Below are 13,683 nucleotides of genomic sequence, written 5' to 3' on the forward strand. Positions count from 1 at the left end.
ACTGCCTAGATGGAAAACTACCAGCAACCCTTGCGCGTCGGTGTCGGCGGCCCGGTCGGATCCGGCAAGACCGCGCTGCTCGAGTGCCTGTGCAAGGCCATGCGCGACCACTACCAGATCGCCGTGGTGACCAACGACATCTACACCAAGGAGGACCAGCGCATCCTCACCGAGGCCGGGGCCCTTGCACCCGAGCGTATCGTCGGCGTCGAGACCGGTGGCTGTCCGCACACCGCCATCCGCGAGGACGCCTCGATGAACCTGGCCGCCGTCGAGGCACTGGCGCGCAGGTTCGGCAACCTCGAAGTGATCTTCGTCGAGAGTGGCGGCGACAACCTCAGCGCCACCTTCAGCCCGGAGCTGGCCGACCTTACCATCTACGTGATCGATGTGGCCGAGGGCGAGAAGATCCCGCGCAAGGGCGGGCCGGGCATCACCAAGTCAGATTTCCTGGTGATCAACAAGACCGACCTGGCGCCCTATGTCGGTGCTTCGTTGGAGGTGATGGCGCGTGATACCCAGCGCATGCGTCCGGAGCGGCCATGGACGTTTAGCAACCTGAAGAAGGGTGAGGGATTGCAAGCGGTGATCGACTTCATCGTCGAACGAGGGATGCTGGGAGAAAGAGGTTGTAGGAGTAATGGGGTGTGAGCGATTTTCTTAACTGATTTCCTACCGCTCTGATGAGGATTTCGTGCGGCATGGTGGGCTTTTCCTAAAGCTGTAGGGCCCGGCTGACAGATAAAGTCTGTCGGGCTGCAGGGGAAAGATTTCGCCAGCGGTAAATGAAATCAGGATTTACTCAAAGGACACCGTATGAAAAAAGTCGTATTGGCAGCGTTCTTGGCATCTGCAGGCTTGATCCAGGCTGCGCATGGTGATGAGCAGGCAAGCGCTGTCGTTGCCAAAGCGCATTCGCCGTTCAGTCGCGACGACGCTGCCGAGCAGAGGCTGCAGCTTGCCGCTGCATACCTTGGCGATACGGGGTGTGGGGCATGCCCACAAGGAACGGCGCGGACACCGGCCGGGAACTGTCAGCCGCCTTTCGATTTCGATTGATCGCAAGTTCTGAGTCTACCGAGCCAGCGCCTGGTTCGGCTTGTAGAACAGGAAGTGTGTGGTCTCGGCGGTCTTGCGGTAGGCCTTGGCCCACTCCGGGTTCACATTGCGGTCATGGAAATAAAGCGCGCCGCCGGTCGGGTCCTGCAACTGCTGGTTGAGGGCCTTGCGAGCGATTTCCTTGGCTACCGCGTAACGTTGCGCTTCTTCCACCTGGTCGGGGCGCCCGTCGCACCACCAGGAAAACTGGCAGCTCTTGCTCTCGACGCCCTGCTTGACCACCCCACAGATGCTGTCGGGAAAGCCCTCGTGGCCCAGGCGGTTGAGCACCACGCTGGCCACCGCGCTCATGTCCTTGGTGTCGGCGCCCTTGGCCTCCCAGTAGATGGTGCGCGCCAGGCAGGTGATGCTGTCGTCCATCGGCGCCTGGCCGGCTGGGTCGACGGCCTGGACTTCACCGGGGGTAAGGGTTTCCTGCTTTTTCGGCGGTGGCGCATCCTCGACCACCTTTTCTTCCAGCGCCTGTGCCTTGTCTTCGGCGACCGCGGCCTTCTGGCTGTCGGCGGCAGGGAGGGGGCCTGTAAGTAGGGTCAGGGACAGGCCGAACAGCATCCACGATAAGCGCATGATCGAGTTTCCGCAGGGTGGGCTGTCCACAGTCTAGCCGTATCGCATCAACTCAACGTCAAAGTCAGCATCAGCGGCAGGGTTGCGGCGGCGACGACGGTCTGCAGGGCGATGATGGTGGCCATCAGCGGCGCGTTACCGCCCATTTGCCGCGCCATCACGTAGGACGACGAGGCGGTGGGCAGCGCCTGGAACAGCACGGCTACCACCGCGGCCTGGCCGCCCAGCCCGAGCACCCGGCACAGGCACCAGGTGGTCAGCGGCATGACCAGGAATTTGAACAGCGACGCGGCCACCAGCGGTTTGACCTGCTGGCCCAGGCGCGCCCCGCCCAGCGCCGCGCCGACGCACAACAGGCCCAGTGGCAGCGCCGCCTGGCCCAGGGCCTTGACCGTGGGTTCCAGACCGGCCGGCAGGCCCAGGCCGGTCAGCCGTAGCAGCAGCCCAGCGGCGCAGCCGATGATCAGCGGATTGGCGAAGATCGCCTTGAGCACGGTGGCGGGTGAACTGTGGCGTGCGCTGAAGCGGGCGAAGACCAGCACGCAGAGCAGGTTGACCAGTGGCACGATGGCGGCGTTGGCCACCGCCGCCAGGGCGATGCCGGCCGTGCCGTAGATTCCGGCGGCCAGGGTTGCGCCAATATAGTTGTTGAAGCGCACGCCACCCTGGAACACCGAAGTGAAGTCGGCGCCGTCATGACTGGCCGCGCCCTGGTAGAGCACCAGCAGCAGGGCGCCGAGCAGCGTCGAGAGCATCAGCACGCCGACCATGCCCAGGACCGGCACGCCGTCGAGGTTGGCGGTGGCCAGGCCGTGGAGGAACAGCGACGGCAGCAGCACGTAGTAGCTCAGGCGCTCGGCACCGGGCCAGAAGGTTTCGGCGAGAAAGCCACGCAGCCGCAGCCAGGTGCCCAGGGCGATTAGCAGGATGATCGGAACGAGGGTGGTGAGCAGCAGATGGAGCATGGGCGCGGGTCCATGGTCGGGTACGGCCACAGACTAACGGAGTCGAGTGAGCAGAAAAAACGCTGTTTTCTTTAGCGACTGTTGAGGAAAACTGCATGGATCTGTGGCTGCTTCGCAGCCCTTGGGAGTCATGCCTCGAGCGCAGTCTTGAGTACGGCGCTTAAATGCCGGCGCTGACTCTTCTCGTGTTCCAACAGCACCATGCGCCGGGTCAGCTGTGGCTCGCCGAAGGGCAACACGGTGGCGGCCGGCAATCGTTCGAGGTCATCGTCGCTCATGGGAATGACCGCCACACCCAAGCCCATGGCCGCCATCCGCGCCAGGGCCTCCTGGCTGTCCAGTTCCATCTGCTCGTTGACCTGCAGGCGCTGGCGGCGCAGTTCCTGTTCGATCTGCCGACCGGCCCAGGCGCGCTTGTCGAAGCGCAGGAACGGCTGGTTGGCGAGCAGTGTCGGCAGGCTCTGACCGGCCAGGTCAGGGCTGGCGATGGCCCAGAAACGGTCCTCGAACAGCGGCGTGTACTGCAGGCTCTGCGGGTACGGACTGACGGGCTCGGTAGTGATGGCCGCGTCCAGTTCGCCATCCTCGACCCGGCGGGCGAGCTCCGCCGACATGCCCGAGACCACGCTGACATGCAGCTCGGGATGGTGCGCCTTGATCCACACCAGCGCTCTGGGCAGGCGCCGGGCAAGCACCGTGTGGATCGCGCCGATGCGCAGGCGCCCGCGCAGGCTCGGGCCACTGGCCAGGGTGTCGGCCAGCTCGTCGTAGGCAGCCAGGATGCCTTCTGCGCGCGCTACCGCCAGTTGCCCGGCCTCGGTCAGCACGACTTGCCGGCGGCTGCGGTCGAACAGGGCGACCTGCAGCTCGTCTTCCAGGGTCTTGATGTGCAGGCTCACCGCTGAAGGGGTCAGGCTCAGCAGGTCGGCGGCGCGGGCGAAGGTGCCATGGCGGGCGATGGTGACCAGGGTGCGCAGGGCTTTGAGGGACACGCGTGGCAGGCTCCGGATGCTGGCAGGGCTCGGGTACGATACGCGAATGTGGGACTCAGCGCCCGGGGCGACCATAGGCCTGGCTGATGCGGTCGATGACCATCGCCAGGGCGACGATCGCCAGGCCCGCTTCGACGCCCTGGCCGACGTTCAGGGTCTGGATCCCCGCCAGCACATCCTCGCCCAGCCCGCGGGCGCCGATCATCGAGGCCACCACTACCATCGACAAGGCCATCATCACCGACTGGTTGAGCCCGGCCATGATGCTCGGCAAGGCCAGCGGCAGGGCGATGCGTCGCAAGCGCTGCCAGCGGCTGGCGCCCAGGCCGTGAGCGGCCTGCAGCAGTGACGGGTCGATCTGCGCCAGGCCCAGGTCGGTCAGGCGCACCAGCGGCGGCAGGGCGTAGATGAGGGTGGCGAACACCGCAGGCACCTTGCCCAGGCCGAACAGCATCAGCACTGGAATCAGGTAGACGAAGGCCGGCAACGTCTGCATCACGTCGAGCACCGGCAGGATCAGGCGCCGGGCCAGGGGGCGGGTGGCCAGCAGGATGCCCAGCGGCACGCCAACCAGCACACACAGGCCGGTACTCACCAGCACCAGGGCGAGGGTCTGTAGCAGCTTGTCCCACAGCCCGAGCATGCCGATCAGCGCCAGCAGCAGCGGCAGCACCACTGCCCGTGCCAGGCTGCGGCTGGCGTGCCAGGCCAGCAGCCCGACCAGCAGCAACAGCAGCCACCAAGGCAGCAGCCGGAGCAGGTTTTCCAGGCCCACCAGCAGTTGCAGCAGTTGATCGGAGATGCCGCGCAGGTGATCGCCATAGTGCAGCACCAGCCAGTCGACCAGGCGGTTGACCCAGCCGGCGAAGGAGAATTGCAGGGCTTCGGGGAAGCCGCCGCTCACAGGCCGGCCTCGACCTTGGCGGCGTTTTCGGCGGGCAGCCAGGCCTTCCAAACCGCAGGGTTTGCACGCAGGAAGGCGATCGCCGCGTCGCGGGGTTTCTGTCGGGTTTCGCTCATGTCGGCGAGGGCCTTGTTCAGAGTGTCGATGGGCAGGTCGACTTTCTCGAACACGGCGACCAGTTCCGGGTGGGCGTCACGAAACGCCTTTGACACCCCGATCGAGAGCTTGGCCGGCAGCGAACGGCTGCCTTTGGGGCTGGGGTTGGCGGCATCGGTGAGGGTGGCCCAGGCGGTTGCATCGAACGGGGGTTCTTCGAGGCGTACCAGGTCGTAGCGGCCCATCAGTGGAGTAGGGCTCCAGTAGTAGAACAACACAGGCTTGCCGAGCTTGATCTTGGCGGCGATTTCGGCGTCGAGGGCCGCGCCGGTGCCGCTGCGGAAGTTGTTGTACAGCCCGTCCAGGCCATAGGCCTTGAGCTTCTGGCTGTTGACGGTCTCGGAAGTCCAGCCGCTGGGGCTATTGAGGAAGCGGCCCTTGCCGGGCGCCTCGGGGTCGTCGAATACCTGGGGGTAGCGCTTGAGGTCGTCGACGCTGCGCAGGTCCGGAGCCAAGGGCTTGAGTTTGCGGGCCGGGTCGCCCTTGATGACGTAGGCCGGTACCCACCAGCCTTCCTCCGCGTTCTTCACCGTGTCGCCCAGGGCGAACACCTGGCCGGCCTGCTCGGCCTTGACCCAGGCCGGGCTGCGCCCGGCCCATTCCTCGGCGATCACTTGCAGGTCGTTGCGTGCCAGGGCCACTTCCATGCTCACAGTGCTGCCGGGCAGGGTGTCGGTGGAGTAGCCGTAGCCACGTTCGACGATCAGGCGCAGGATCTCGGTGGTCAGTGCGCCGCTTTCCCAGCCGATGGCGCCGAAGTGGATAGGGGCGGGTTGTTCGGCTGATGCGGCGCTGTCGGTGCTGGCCAGGCCTATGGCCAGCAGCAGGCCGGCCAGCAGGGTGGGGACTTTCTTCATCGGGGCCTCTTCGGTTGCCGGTCCTTGGGTTCCGGCAGAAGTGTAGACGACGAGGTTGCCGGGGCTGCTTCGCAGCCCTTTCGCGACGCAAGGCCGCTCCCACAGGGGAACGCGCCAGCCTGGGAAATCGGGGCTGGTAGCAGCCCCGGCGGGGTGGACTCAAACGCGGAACTGATCCATCAGACCCTGCTGCTGGTTGGCCAGGCTGTTGAGCGACTGGCTAACCCGCGCCGATTCGTTGGCCTGGCCGCTCAGCGACTCGGTCACGTCACGGATGGTGGCGACGTTGCTGTTGATCTCCTCGGCCACCGCGCTCTGCTCCTCGGCGGCGCTGGCGATCTGCAGGTTCATGTCGGTGATCACGGTCACTGCCTGGCCGATGCGCTGCAGCGCGGTGACGGCCTGGCCGACCTGCTCGACACCGCCCTGGGCCTGGCGGTGGCTGCTGTCCATGGCGCCGACCACTTCCTGGGTGCCAGCCTGCAGGGCCTCGATCACCTGGCGGGTTTCCTCCACCGACTCCTGGGTGCGACGGGCCAGGTTGCGCACTTCATCGGCGACCACGGCGAAGCCACGGCCAGCTTCACCGGCGCGGGCGGCCTCAATGGCGGCGTTGAGCGCCAGCAGGTTGGTCTGCTCGGCGATCGAACGAATTACCTCGAGCACCGAACCGATCTTCTCGCTATTGCGCGCCAGCCCCTCGACCTGGGCCATGGCGCCGCTCATGTCGGCGGCCAGAGTGTCGATGCTGGTAGTGGTGCGGTCGATCACCGCCAGCCCTTCGCGGGTTGCCTGGTCGGCCTCGCGCGCGGCCTGGGCAGCCTGGGCCGCGCTGCGGGCGACGTCCTGGGCGGTGGCGCTCATCTCGTGGGAAGCGGTGGCCACCTGGTCGACCTGGCGGTACTGCTGCTCCATGCCGGCGCTGGTCTCGGCGGCGATTGCCGCCGACTGGTCGGCGGTGCTGCGGGCGGCCTGCACCGAACGTTTCACCTCGGCGATGGTCGGCTGCAGCTTGTCGAGGAAACGGTTGAACCAGCCGGCCAGCTCGCCCAGCTCGTCCTGCTTGTCGTACTGCAGGCGGCGGGTCAGGTCGCCTTCGCCGCTGGCGATGTCCTTGAGCATGGCGGCCACGCCGAGGATCGGTTTGGTCACGCCGCGGGCCATCAGCCAAACCAGCAGCAGGCCGGCGATGGCGGCGGCCAGGCCCAGGCCCAGTTCGAGCAGGGTGCCGCTGGTGTTGAGGGCGTCGAGTTCAACCTTGAGGGCCTCGGCCGGGCCGGTCAGGGCACTTTCCGGCACATCCAGCAGCACGCCCCAGGGCTTGCCGCCGGGGATCGGCTCGAAGGCGGCCAGCACCTTCAGGCGCTGCTGGTCGTGGAGAATCTGCAGCTTGCCGTCGGCGAGTTTTCGAACCAGTTCCGCGCCCTGGGTCCGGTCGACCTGGTCGAAGCGCTGGGCCAGCTTGCCGGCATCGGCGCTGTAGCCGGCCAGCAGGCCCACGGGGCTGAGGATGCCGACCGTGGTCTGGCCTTCGTAGAGACTGCGGCTGGCGGTCTGGCTCAGGGCCTGGAGGCTGTTGAGGTTGATGTCGATGGACAGGGTGGCGATGACCTTGTCGCCCGCCTTGAGCGGGAACACGATGCTGGTCATCAGCACGCGCTGGCCGTCGATGTCATAGAAGTACGGCTCGACCACGCATACCGTGCCGGTGCTGCGCGGGCACACCCACCAGGTGTTGGCCGGCTGGCCGCTGGGACCGATCTCGGTGTTGGCCATGTCGTGCTCGGGCAGGGCCATCGAGGTCAGCTGGCCGACCCGTGGCTGCGACCAGTACAGGGCGAAGCGCCCGGTCTCGTTGCTGCCCAGCTCGCTCTGGCCGGTGAACAGCTTGTCCTTGCCATCCAGCGCGCCCGGCTCGAACACCAGCGACAGGCCGAGCAGGTCGGGGTTGGCCTGCAGCGCGGCACGCACCTGGGCGGTCATGTCCTGGCGCAGGTCGTAGGCGTCGAGGAAGCGTTTCTCCGCCTGTTCGCGCAGGAACAGTACCTGGCGGGCAAAGCCGGCGCCGTACTGGTAGGCGTCCATGAACTGGCGGCGGATGTTCAGGGCCTGGACCTCGCCCTGGGACTCGATTCGCGACTGGGCCGAGTCGGAGAGCATGCGCATGCTGCTGGCTTTCACCAGGTCCGAACTGTGATCCATGCGGTACAGCGAAAGGCCGACGAGCAGGGTGACGATGGCCGCCAGGCACAGGCCCGCCAGCAGGGTGATCTTCCATTGGATGGAGAGTTGTCGCAGCAAAGGCATGGGGAAAATCCCTTGTAATAGGTTTGATGCTGCCGACTGTGTCGGCCTGTTCGGAATTTTCTTTATTCAAACGTTCAATTAAACCCTGCGACTTTCGTCTATTTCCTACGCGATGTTGCGGCGCAGACGCTTTTGACTTCTGCCGGCCTGTGCTTCAGAGTGTGCGCCCTCCATAACAACATCCCCTGGTCCGGCCACTGCCCGTGTGCAGTCTGTCGCCGGAATGCCCGCTTTTTGTCTGTCGTAACGAGGTTCGCACACCATGAATGCAGTGATTGCCGCGGTCGGGCTCATGCTGATCCTGAGCCTGTCCCGCGTGCATGTGGTCATCGCGCTGATCATTGGCGCCCTGGCCGGAGGCCTGGTCGGTGGACTGGGTATCGAGGGCACGCTCAAGGCCTTCAACGGTGGCCTGGGTGGCGGTGCCACGGTGGCCTTGTCCTATGCCTTGCTTGGAGCCTTCGCGGTGGCCATCGCCAAGTCCGGACTGGCCCACGCCCTGGCCGACCGGGCTCTGGCGATGATCGATCGCCAAGGGCATGCCGACGGTGGCAAGGTCAAGTGGCTGCTGGTCGGCCTGATGCTGGTGGTGGCGGTGTCGTCGCAGAACATCCTGCCGATCCACATTGCCTTCATTCCCTTGCTGGTGCCGCCGCTGCTGTATGTGCTGACGCGCCTGCGCATCGACCGCCGGCTGATCGCCTGCGTGATCACCTTCGGCCTGATCACCCCGTACATGTTCCTGCCGGTGGGCTTCGGCAACATCTTCCTCAACGAGATCCTGCTGGCCAATGTCAGCCGCGCCGGGGTGGATGTCAGCGGCGTCAACGTGACCCACGCCATGGCCATCCCGGCGGCGGGCATGCTCGCCGGCCTGTTGCTGGCAGTGTGCTTCAGCTACCGCAAGAAACGTGACTACGACCTAGAACGCATCGAGCAGGTCGAGCAAGTCAGTGTGCAGTACAACCCAGTGACCCTGCTGGTGGCTGGGGTGGCGATCGGTGCCGCGTTCATCATCCAGCTTTGGCTGGACTCGATGATCATCGGCGCGATGGTCGGCTTCCTGATCTTCTCGTTGTCGGGCATCGTGCGTTGGAAGGACACCGACAGCCTGTTCACCGAAGGCATGAAGATGATGGCGATGATCGGCTTCATCATGATCGCCGCGTCCGGCTTTGCCGAAGTGATGAAGGCCACCGGTGAAGTGAAGAGCCTGGTGGAGGCCTCGGCCCAGTGGATCGATCACAGCAAAGGTGTCGGTGCGCTGCTGATGCTGCTGGTGGGGTTGCTGGTGACCATGGGCATCGGCTCTTCATTCTCCACCGTGCCGATCCTGGCGGCGATCTTCGTGCCGCTGTGCGTGCAACTGGGCTTCGATCCGCTGGCCACGGTGTGCATCGTCGGTACCGCAGGCGCGCTGGGCGATGCCGGCTCGCCGGCGTCGGACTCGACCCTGGGGCCGACTTCGGGGCTGAACGTGGACGGGCAGCACCACCACATCTGGGATACCGTGGTGCCGACCTTCATCCACTACAACCTGCCGTTGCTGGCGTTTGGCTGGTTGGCGGCGATGACGTTGTGATCGGCGACTTGTCCTGATATCACCGGGGGCCGCCCTGCGGCCCCAGATCGGGGTTTCAGCCGCGGGTCGGCGCAGGGACGATGCGGTTGAGGACGGTGCTGCCGTCCTTGCTGCGGGTCAGGTACACCGGCAGCACCTTGGGCAGGGTGTCGACGAGGCGGGCGACCTCGCGGGTACTGTAGACGCCGCTGATGCGGATGCTGGCGGTGCTGTCGTCGGCCAGCATGAGCGGCTTGTCCAGGTAGCGATTGATCACCGGCAGTGCTTGGCCGAGGCTCAGGTTGTCCAGCACCAGCTTGCCGCTGCGCCAGGCCAGGCTGTTGCCGTAGTCGTCGCTCTGGTTCAGCTCGGGTTCGAAGTCACCCTTGTGGTAGCTGGCCTGCATGCCCGGGCCAAGGCGATAGCCGCCGGCGTTGCCGCTGGCGCTGACCAGCACCGAGCCTTCCACCAGCGTCACCTTGACCTGGTCCTCGTACTTCCACACGTTGAACTGGGTCCCGGTGACACGGGTCTGGCCGTTGGCGGCGTGGACGATGAACGGGTGACTGCTGTCGTGGGTAACCTTGAAGAACGCCTCGCCCTTGACCAGGGTGACCTTGCGCTCGTCCTTGTAGTTGAGGAAACGCAGTTCGCTGTGGAGGTTCAGCTCGACGCTGCTGCCGTCGCTCAGACGCACCTGGCGCAGATGGTCGGTGGCTTCGAAGTGCTGGTAGCCGTTGGGCAGCCAGCCCTGCTCCCAGCCGACCCAGCCTGCCAGGGGCAGGGCGAGCAGGGCGATGGCTGCGGCGGAGGCGAACGGCCGCCAGTGGCGCGTCGGCGCCGCTGGCCGGGTGGCTAGCGGGATCACCTGGGCGCTGCGCGGCAGCAGGTCGGCGGTGTCCCAGATTTCCAGCATTGCCTGGTATTCCTCGGCATGCCGCGGGTCGCTCGCCAGCCATTGGCCGAATGCCTCGCGCTCGGCCGCCGTGCAGTCGTCGGCGTGCAGGCGCATGCACCAATGCGCGGCGGCATCGGTGATGGCATCTTCTTCGCTTGGAATGTGGCGGTCCTGGTTCATCGCGGCTCCCGGTTTTGCGGCATTCTACCCCCGGGCGGGTGCTTCCGAGAACGAGTTAATGGCGAATGACTATCAATTGTGTAGTTTTTCGTCGTATCTGCGGTTGTGTTTCATCTACAACAGGGCAGGGGGCTGCGTGGGAAGACAAGGGAGGTAACACCAAGCCTTGACTTCTTCTCACGCCACACGCTAGTTTCCCACCCCATGAACCTATTCCCGCAGCGTCGCGCCCTCAGCATTATTACCGCCATTATCAGTTTGGCGGGCTAGCGCACACATGCACTGAACCCGCCCTGGAGGCGGGTTTCTTCTCTCTGACTCCTGGGCACTACAAAAAACCAGGAGTCATCGATGACCAGCTTCAGCGCCACCCTGCGTACCCCGGCAACGCCCCAGCAACTGCTGTCCGAGCAAGTACGCCGGATTCTTTCGGCCCCGGTGTACGACCTGGCCATCGAAACCCCCTTGCAAGCGGCGCCGGCCCTGTCGGCCAGCCTGGGCAACCAGGTCCTGCTCAAGCGCGAAGACCTGCAACCGACGTTCTCATTCAAGATCCGCGGCGCCTACACCCGGCTGTCGCGCCTGACGTGCGCCCAGCGCGAGCGCGGCGTCATCACCGCGTCGGCCGGCAATCATGCCCAGGGCGTGGCCCTGGCCGGCTCGCACCTGGGCATCAAGACCACCATCGTCATGCCCACCACCACCCCCTCGCTCAAGGTCGAAGGCGTGCGTTCACGGGGTGGCCATGTGGTGCTGCACGGCGAAAGCTTCCCCCACGCCCTGGCCCATGCCCTGCAACTGGCCGATCGCGACGGCGCGACTTTCGTGCCGCCGTTCGACGATCCTGACGTCATCGCCGGGCAGGGCACCGTGGCCATGGAGATCCTTCGCCAGCACCCCGGCCCGCTGCATGCGATCTTCGTCCCGGTCGGCGGCGGCGGCCTGATCGCTGGCATCGCCGCCTACGTCAAGTACCTGCGCCCCGAGATCAAGGTGATCGGCGTCGAGCCGGAGGACTCCAACTGCCTGCAGGCCGCCATGGCCGCCGGCGAGCGGGTGATCCTGCCGCAGGTCGGCACTTTCGCCGACGGCGTGGCGGTGGCGCAGATCGGCGCGCACTGCTTCGAGCTGTGCCGCCACTTCGTCGACGAGGTGGTGACGGTCAGCAGCGACGAACTGTGCGCGGCGATTAAGGACATCTATGACGACACCCGCTCGATCACCGAACCCTCCGGCGCCCTGGCCGTGGCCGGCATCAAGCGCTACGTGGCCCGCGAGGGCCTGCAGGGCCAGGCCCTGGTGGCCATCGACTCCGGCGCCAACGTCAACTTCGACCGCCTGCGCCATGTCGCCGAGCGCGCCGAGCTGGGCGAGCAGCGCGAGGCGATCATCGCCGTGACCATCCCCGAGCGCCCCGGCAGCTTCCGCGCCTTCTGCCTGGCCCTGGGCAAGCGCCAGATCACCGAGTTCAACTACCGCTACTACCCGGGCAAGGAGGCGCGCCTGTTCGTCGGCGTGCAGACCCACCCCCTGCACGACCCACGGGAGCAACTGCTAACCAGCCTGCACGAGCAGGGCTACCAGGTGCTCGATCTGACCGACAACGAACTGGCCAAGCTGCACGTGCGCCACACCGTTGGCGGCCATGCGGCGCCGGGCGCCGGCGAGCGGGTGCTGCGCTTCGAGTTCCCCGAGCGTCCTGGGGCGCTGCTGGGCTTTCTCGAACGCCTGGGCAAGCGCTGGAACATCAGCCTGTTCCACTACCGCAACCACGGCGCGGCGCAGGCACGGGTGTTCGCTGGGTTGGAGGTGCCGGACGACGAGCTGGCCGGGCTGCCGCTGGCGCTGGACGAGATGGGCTATCAGTACTGGGACGAGACGGAGAACCCGGCGTATCGGCTGTTCATGGGGTAGGTTTGCCCTGGATCAACTCGCCCACGCCCAATTCGGCGGATGCTCAAAGCCTACCGTCAGCTTGAGAGGATCCGGCCATGAGCAGCACGTTCTTCATTCCCGCCGTGAACATCATGGGCATCGACTGCCTGGAGGAGGCGATGACCGCGATCGCCGGCTACGGCCTGCGCAAGGCGTTGATCGTCACCGATGCCGGGCTGGCCAAGGCCGGCGTCGCCGAGCGCATCGCCGGGATGCTGGCCATGCGCGACATCGATTCGCGGGTGTTCGACGGCGCCAAGCCCAACCCGAGCATCGCCAACGTCGAGGCGGGTCTGGCGATGCTGCGTCGCGAGGGCTGTGACTGCGTGGTCTCGCTGGGGGGCGGGTCGCCCCATGACTGCGCCAAGGGCATCGCCCTGTGCGCCACCAACGGTGGGCATATCAGCGATTACGAAGGTGTGGATCGCTCGGCCAAGCCGCAGCTGCCGCTGATCGCTATCAATACCACGGCGGGCACCGCCAGCGAGATGACCCGTTTCTGTATCATCACCGACGAGGCGCGCCACGTGAAAATGGCCATCGTCGATCGCAACGTCACGCCGATCCTGTCGGTCAACGACCCGGCGCTGATGGTCGGCATGCCCAAGGGCCTCACCGCCGCCACCGGCATGGACGCGCTGACCCACGCCATCGAGGCCTATGTCTCCACCGCCGCCACGCCGATCACCGACGCCTGCGCGCTCAAGGCCGTGAGCCTGATCAGCGACAACCTGCGCCAGGCGGTTGCCGACGGCGGCGACCTGGTGGCGCGGGAGAACATGGCTTATGCCCAGTTCCTGGCAGGCATGGCCTTCAACAACGCCTCGCTGGGCTACGTGCACGCCATGGCGCACCAGCTGGGTGGCTTCTATGACCTGCCCCATGGCGTGTGCAACGCGGTGCTGCTGCCCCATGTGCAACGCTTCAACGCCAAGGTCAGCGCCGCGCGCCTGCGTGACGTGGCCAAGGCCATGGGGGTGAAGGTCTGCGGGCTGGACGCGGAGCAGGGCGCCGGGGCGGCGATCTCGGCCATCGAGCACCTGGCGGCGGCCATCGGCATACCGGCCGGGCTGGCGGAGCTGGGGGCCAAGGTCGAGGATGTGCCGGTGCTGGCGGCCAATGCGTTGAAGGATGCCTGCGGGCTGACCAATCCGCGGGTGGCCAGCCAGGTGGAGATCGAGGCGATCTTCAAGGCCGCGTTCTAGTCCGGTCGCGTCATTGCGGGGCAAGCCCGTTTCCATG

General features: G+C 66.1%; 12 protein-coding genes and 1 pseudogene. 5 read left to right on the top strand and 8 right to left on the bottom strand.

All coding sequences use genetic code 11. The annotated features are described in order from the left end of the window. Positions 1–9: 9 nt before the first annotated feature. Both ureG and AC25MA_RS07240 read left to right on the top strand, forming a co-directional pair. On the top strand, positions 10–651 hold the full coding sequence (gene ureG / locus AC25MA_RS07235) for an urease accessory protein UreG (protein WP_207851318.1): 642 nt from the start codon (positions 10–12) through the stop codon (positions 649–651). A 165-nt stretch (positions 652–816) separates the two neighbouring features. Continuing rightward, the gene (locus AC25MA_RS07240) at positions 817–1,059 is read left to right on the top strand and encodes a hypothetical protein (RefSeq protein ID WP_069017704.1); all 243 of its coding nucleotides are present in this window, start codon (positions 817–819) and stop codon (positions 1,057–1,059) included. Between the two features lie 15 nt (positions 1,060–1,074). Here AC25MA_RS07240 and AC25MA_RS07245 read toward each other — a convergent pair whose 3' ends face one another. The 7 genes and pseudogenes from AC25MA_RS07245 to AC25MA_RS07275 form a co-directional block, all read right to left on the bottom strand. Further along, complete coding sequence (locus AC25MA_RS07245; protein WP_028689449.1) at positions 1,075–1,686, bottom strand: cell wall hydrolase; 612 nt, start codon at positions 1,684–1,686, stop codon at positions 1,075–1,077. A gap of 47 nt (positions 1,687–1,733) precedes the next feature. Beyond that, positions 1,734–2,651 (bottom strand): AEC family transporter, encoded by a 918-nt coding sequence (locus AC25MA_RS07250; RefSeq protein WP_062364231.1) that lies wholly within the window; start codon positions 2,649–2,651, stop codon positions 1,734–1,736. A gap of 128 nt (positions 2,652–2,779) precedes the next feature. Further along, a complete protein-coding gene (locus AC25MA_RS07255; RefSeq protein ID WP_062364478.1) occupies positions 2,780–3,643 on the bottom strand; it encodes a LysR family transcriptional regulator in 864 nt (287 codons plus the stop codon). A gap of 55 nt (positions 3,644–3,698) precedes the next feature. Further along, entirely contained in the window at positions 3,699–4,547 is an 849-nt protein-coding gene (locus tag AC25MA_RS07260; RefSeq protein WP_028689452.1) for an ABC transporter permease, read from the bottom strand. After that, positions 4,544–5,560, bottom strand: a complete 1,017-nt coding sequence (locus AC25MA_RS07265; RefSeq protein ID WP_062364229.1) for an ABC transporter substrate-binding protein — start codon at positions 5,558–5,560, stop codon at positions 4,544–4,546. The genes AC25MA_RS07260 and AC25MA_RS07265 overlap by 4 nt, the downstream gene beginning before the upstream one ends. A 159-nt stretch (positions 5,561–5,719) precedes the next feature. Beyond that, the gene (locus AC25MA_RS07270) at positions 5,720–6,475 is read right to left on the bottom strand and encodes a methyl-accepting chemotaxis protein (protein WP_371041468.1); all 756 of its coding nucleotides are present in this window, start codon (positions 6,473–6,475) and stop codon (positions 5,720–5,722) included. 102 nt (positions 6,476–6,577) lie between these two features. Then, a pseudogene (locus AC25MA_RS07275) lies at positions 6,578–7,867 on the bottom strand (methyl-accepting chemotaxis protein); the annotation flags it as partial. Between the two features lie 262 nt (positions 7,868–8,129). Here AC25MA_RS07275 and AC25MA_RS07280 point away from each other — a divergent pair. Next, complete coding sequence (locus AC25MA_RS07280) at positions 8,130–9,449, top strand: Na+/H+ antiporter family protein (RefSeq protein WP_028689455.1); 1,320 nt, start codon at positions 8,130–8,132, stop codon at positions 9,447–9,449. Positions 9,450–9,504: 55 nt separating this feature from the next. On the opposite strand, the gene AC25MA_RS07285 is transcribed toward AC25MA_RS07280, so the two are convergent. Then, the gene (locus AC25MA_RS07285) at positions 9,505–10,506 is read right to left on the bottom strand and encodes a FecR family protein (RefSeq protein ID WP_028689456.1); all 1,002 of its coding nucleotides are present in this window, start codon (positions 10,504–10,506) and stop codon (positions 9,505–9,507) included. Between the two features lie 351 nt (positions 10,507–10,857). Here AC25MA_RS07285 and ilvA point away from each other — a divergent pair, with 351 nt between their 5' ends. Continuing rightward, positions 10,858–12,420 carry a threonine ammonia-lyase, biosynthetic gene (gene ilvA, locus AC25MA_RS07290; protein WP_463402062.1) on the top strand — a complete coding sequence of 521 codons (1,563 nt, stop codon included), beginning with the start codon at positions 10,858–10,860 and terminating at the stop codon, positions 12,418–12,420. Between the two features lie 77 nt (positions 12,421–12,497). After that, a complete protein-coding gene (gene yiaY, locus AC25MA_RS07295) occupies positions 12,498–13,646 on the top strand; it encodes an L-threonine dehydrogenase (protein WP_088852072.1) in 1,149 nt (382 codons plus the stop codon). Positions 13,647–13,683: the final 37 nt, after the last annotated feature.

Source organism: Pseudomonas sp. P65(2024) (assembly GCF_057480955.1).

What these genes read in the sequence shown, in the direction of transcription:
- ureG (WP_207851318.1), top strand. Translation starts at nt 10, where the DNA reads ATGGAAAACTACCAGCAACCCTTGCGCGTCGGTGTCGGCGGCCCGGTC.
- AC25MA_RS07240 (WP_069017704.1), top strand. Translation starts at nt 817, where the DNA reads ATGAAAAAAGTCGTATTGGCAGCGTTCTTGGCATCTGCAGGCTTGATC.
- AC25MA_RS07245 (WP_028689449.1), bottom strand. Translation starts at nt 1,686, where the DNA reads ATGCGCTTATCGTGGATGCTGTTCGGCCTGTCCCTGACCCTACTTACA.
- AC25MA_RS07250 (WP_062364231.1), bottom strand. Translation starts at nt 2,651, where the DNA reads ATGCTCCATCTGCTGCTCACCACCCTCGTTCCGATCATCCTGCTAATC.
- AC25MA_RS07265 (WP_062364229.1), bottom strand. Translation starts at nt 5,560, where the DNA reads ATGAAGAAAGTCCCCACCCTGCTGGCCGGCCTGCTGCTGGCCATAGGC.
- AC25MA_RS07270 (WP_371041468.1), bottom strand. Translation starts at nt 6,475, where the DNA reads ATGGAGCAGCAGTACCGCCAGGTCGACCAGGTGGCCACCGCTTCCCAC.
- AC25MA_RS07280 (WP_028689455.1), top strand. Translation starts at nt 8,130, where the DNA reads ATGAATGCAGTGATTGCCGCGGTCGGGCTCATGCTGATCCTGAGCCTG.
- AC25MA_RS07285 (WP_028689456.1), bottom strand. Translation starts at nt 10,506, where the DNA reads ATGAACCAGGACCGCCACATTCCAAGCGAAGAAGATGCCATCACCGAT.
- ilvA (WP_463402062.1), top strand. Translation starts at nt 10,858, where the DNA reads ATGACCAGCTTCAGCGCCACCCTGCGTACCCCGGCAACGCCCCAGCAA.
- yiaY (WP_088852072.1), top strand. Translation starts at nt 12,498, where the DNA reads ATGAGCAGCACGTTCTTCATTCCCGCCGTGAACATCATGGGCATCGAC.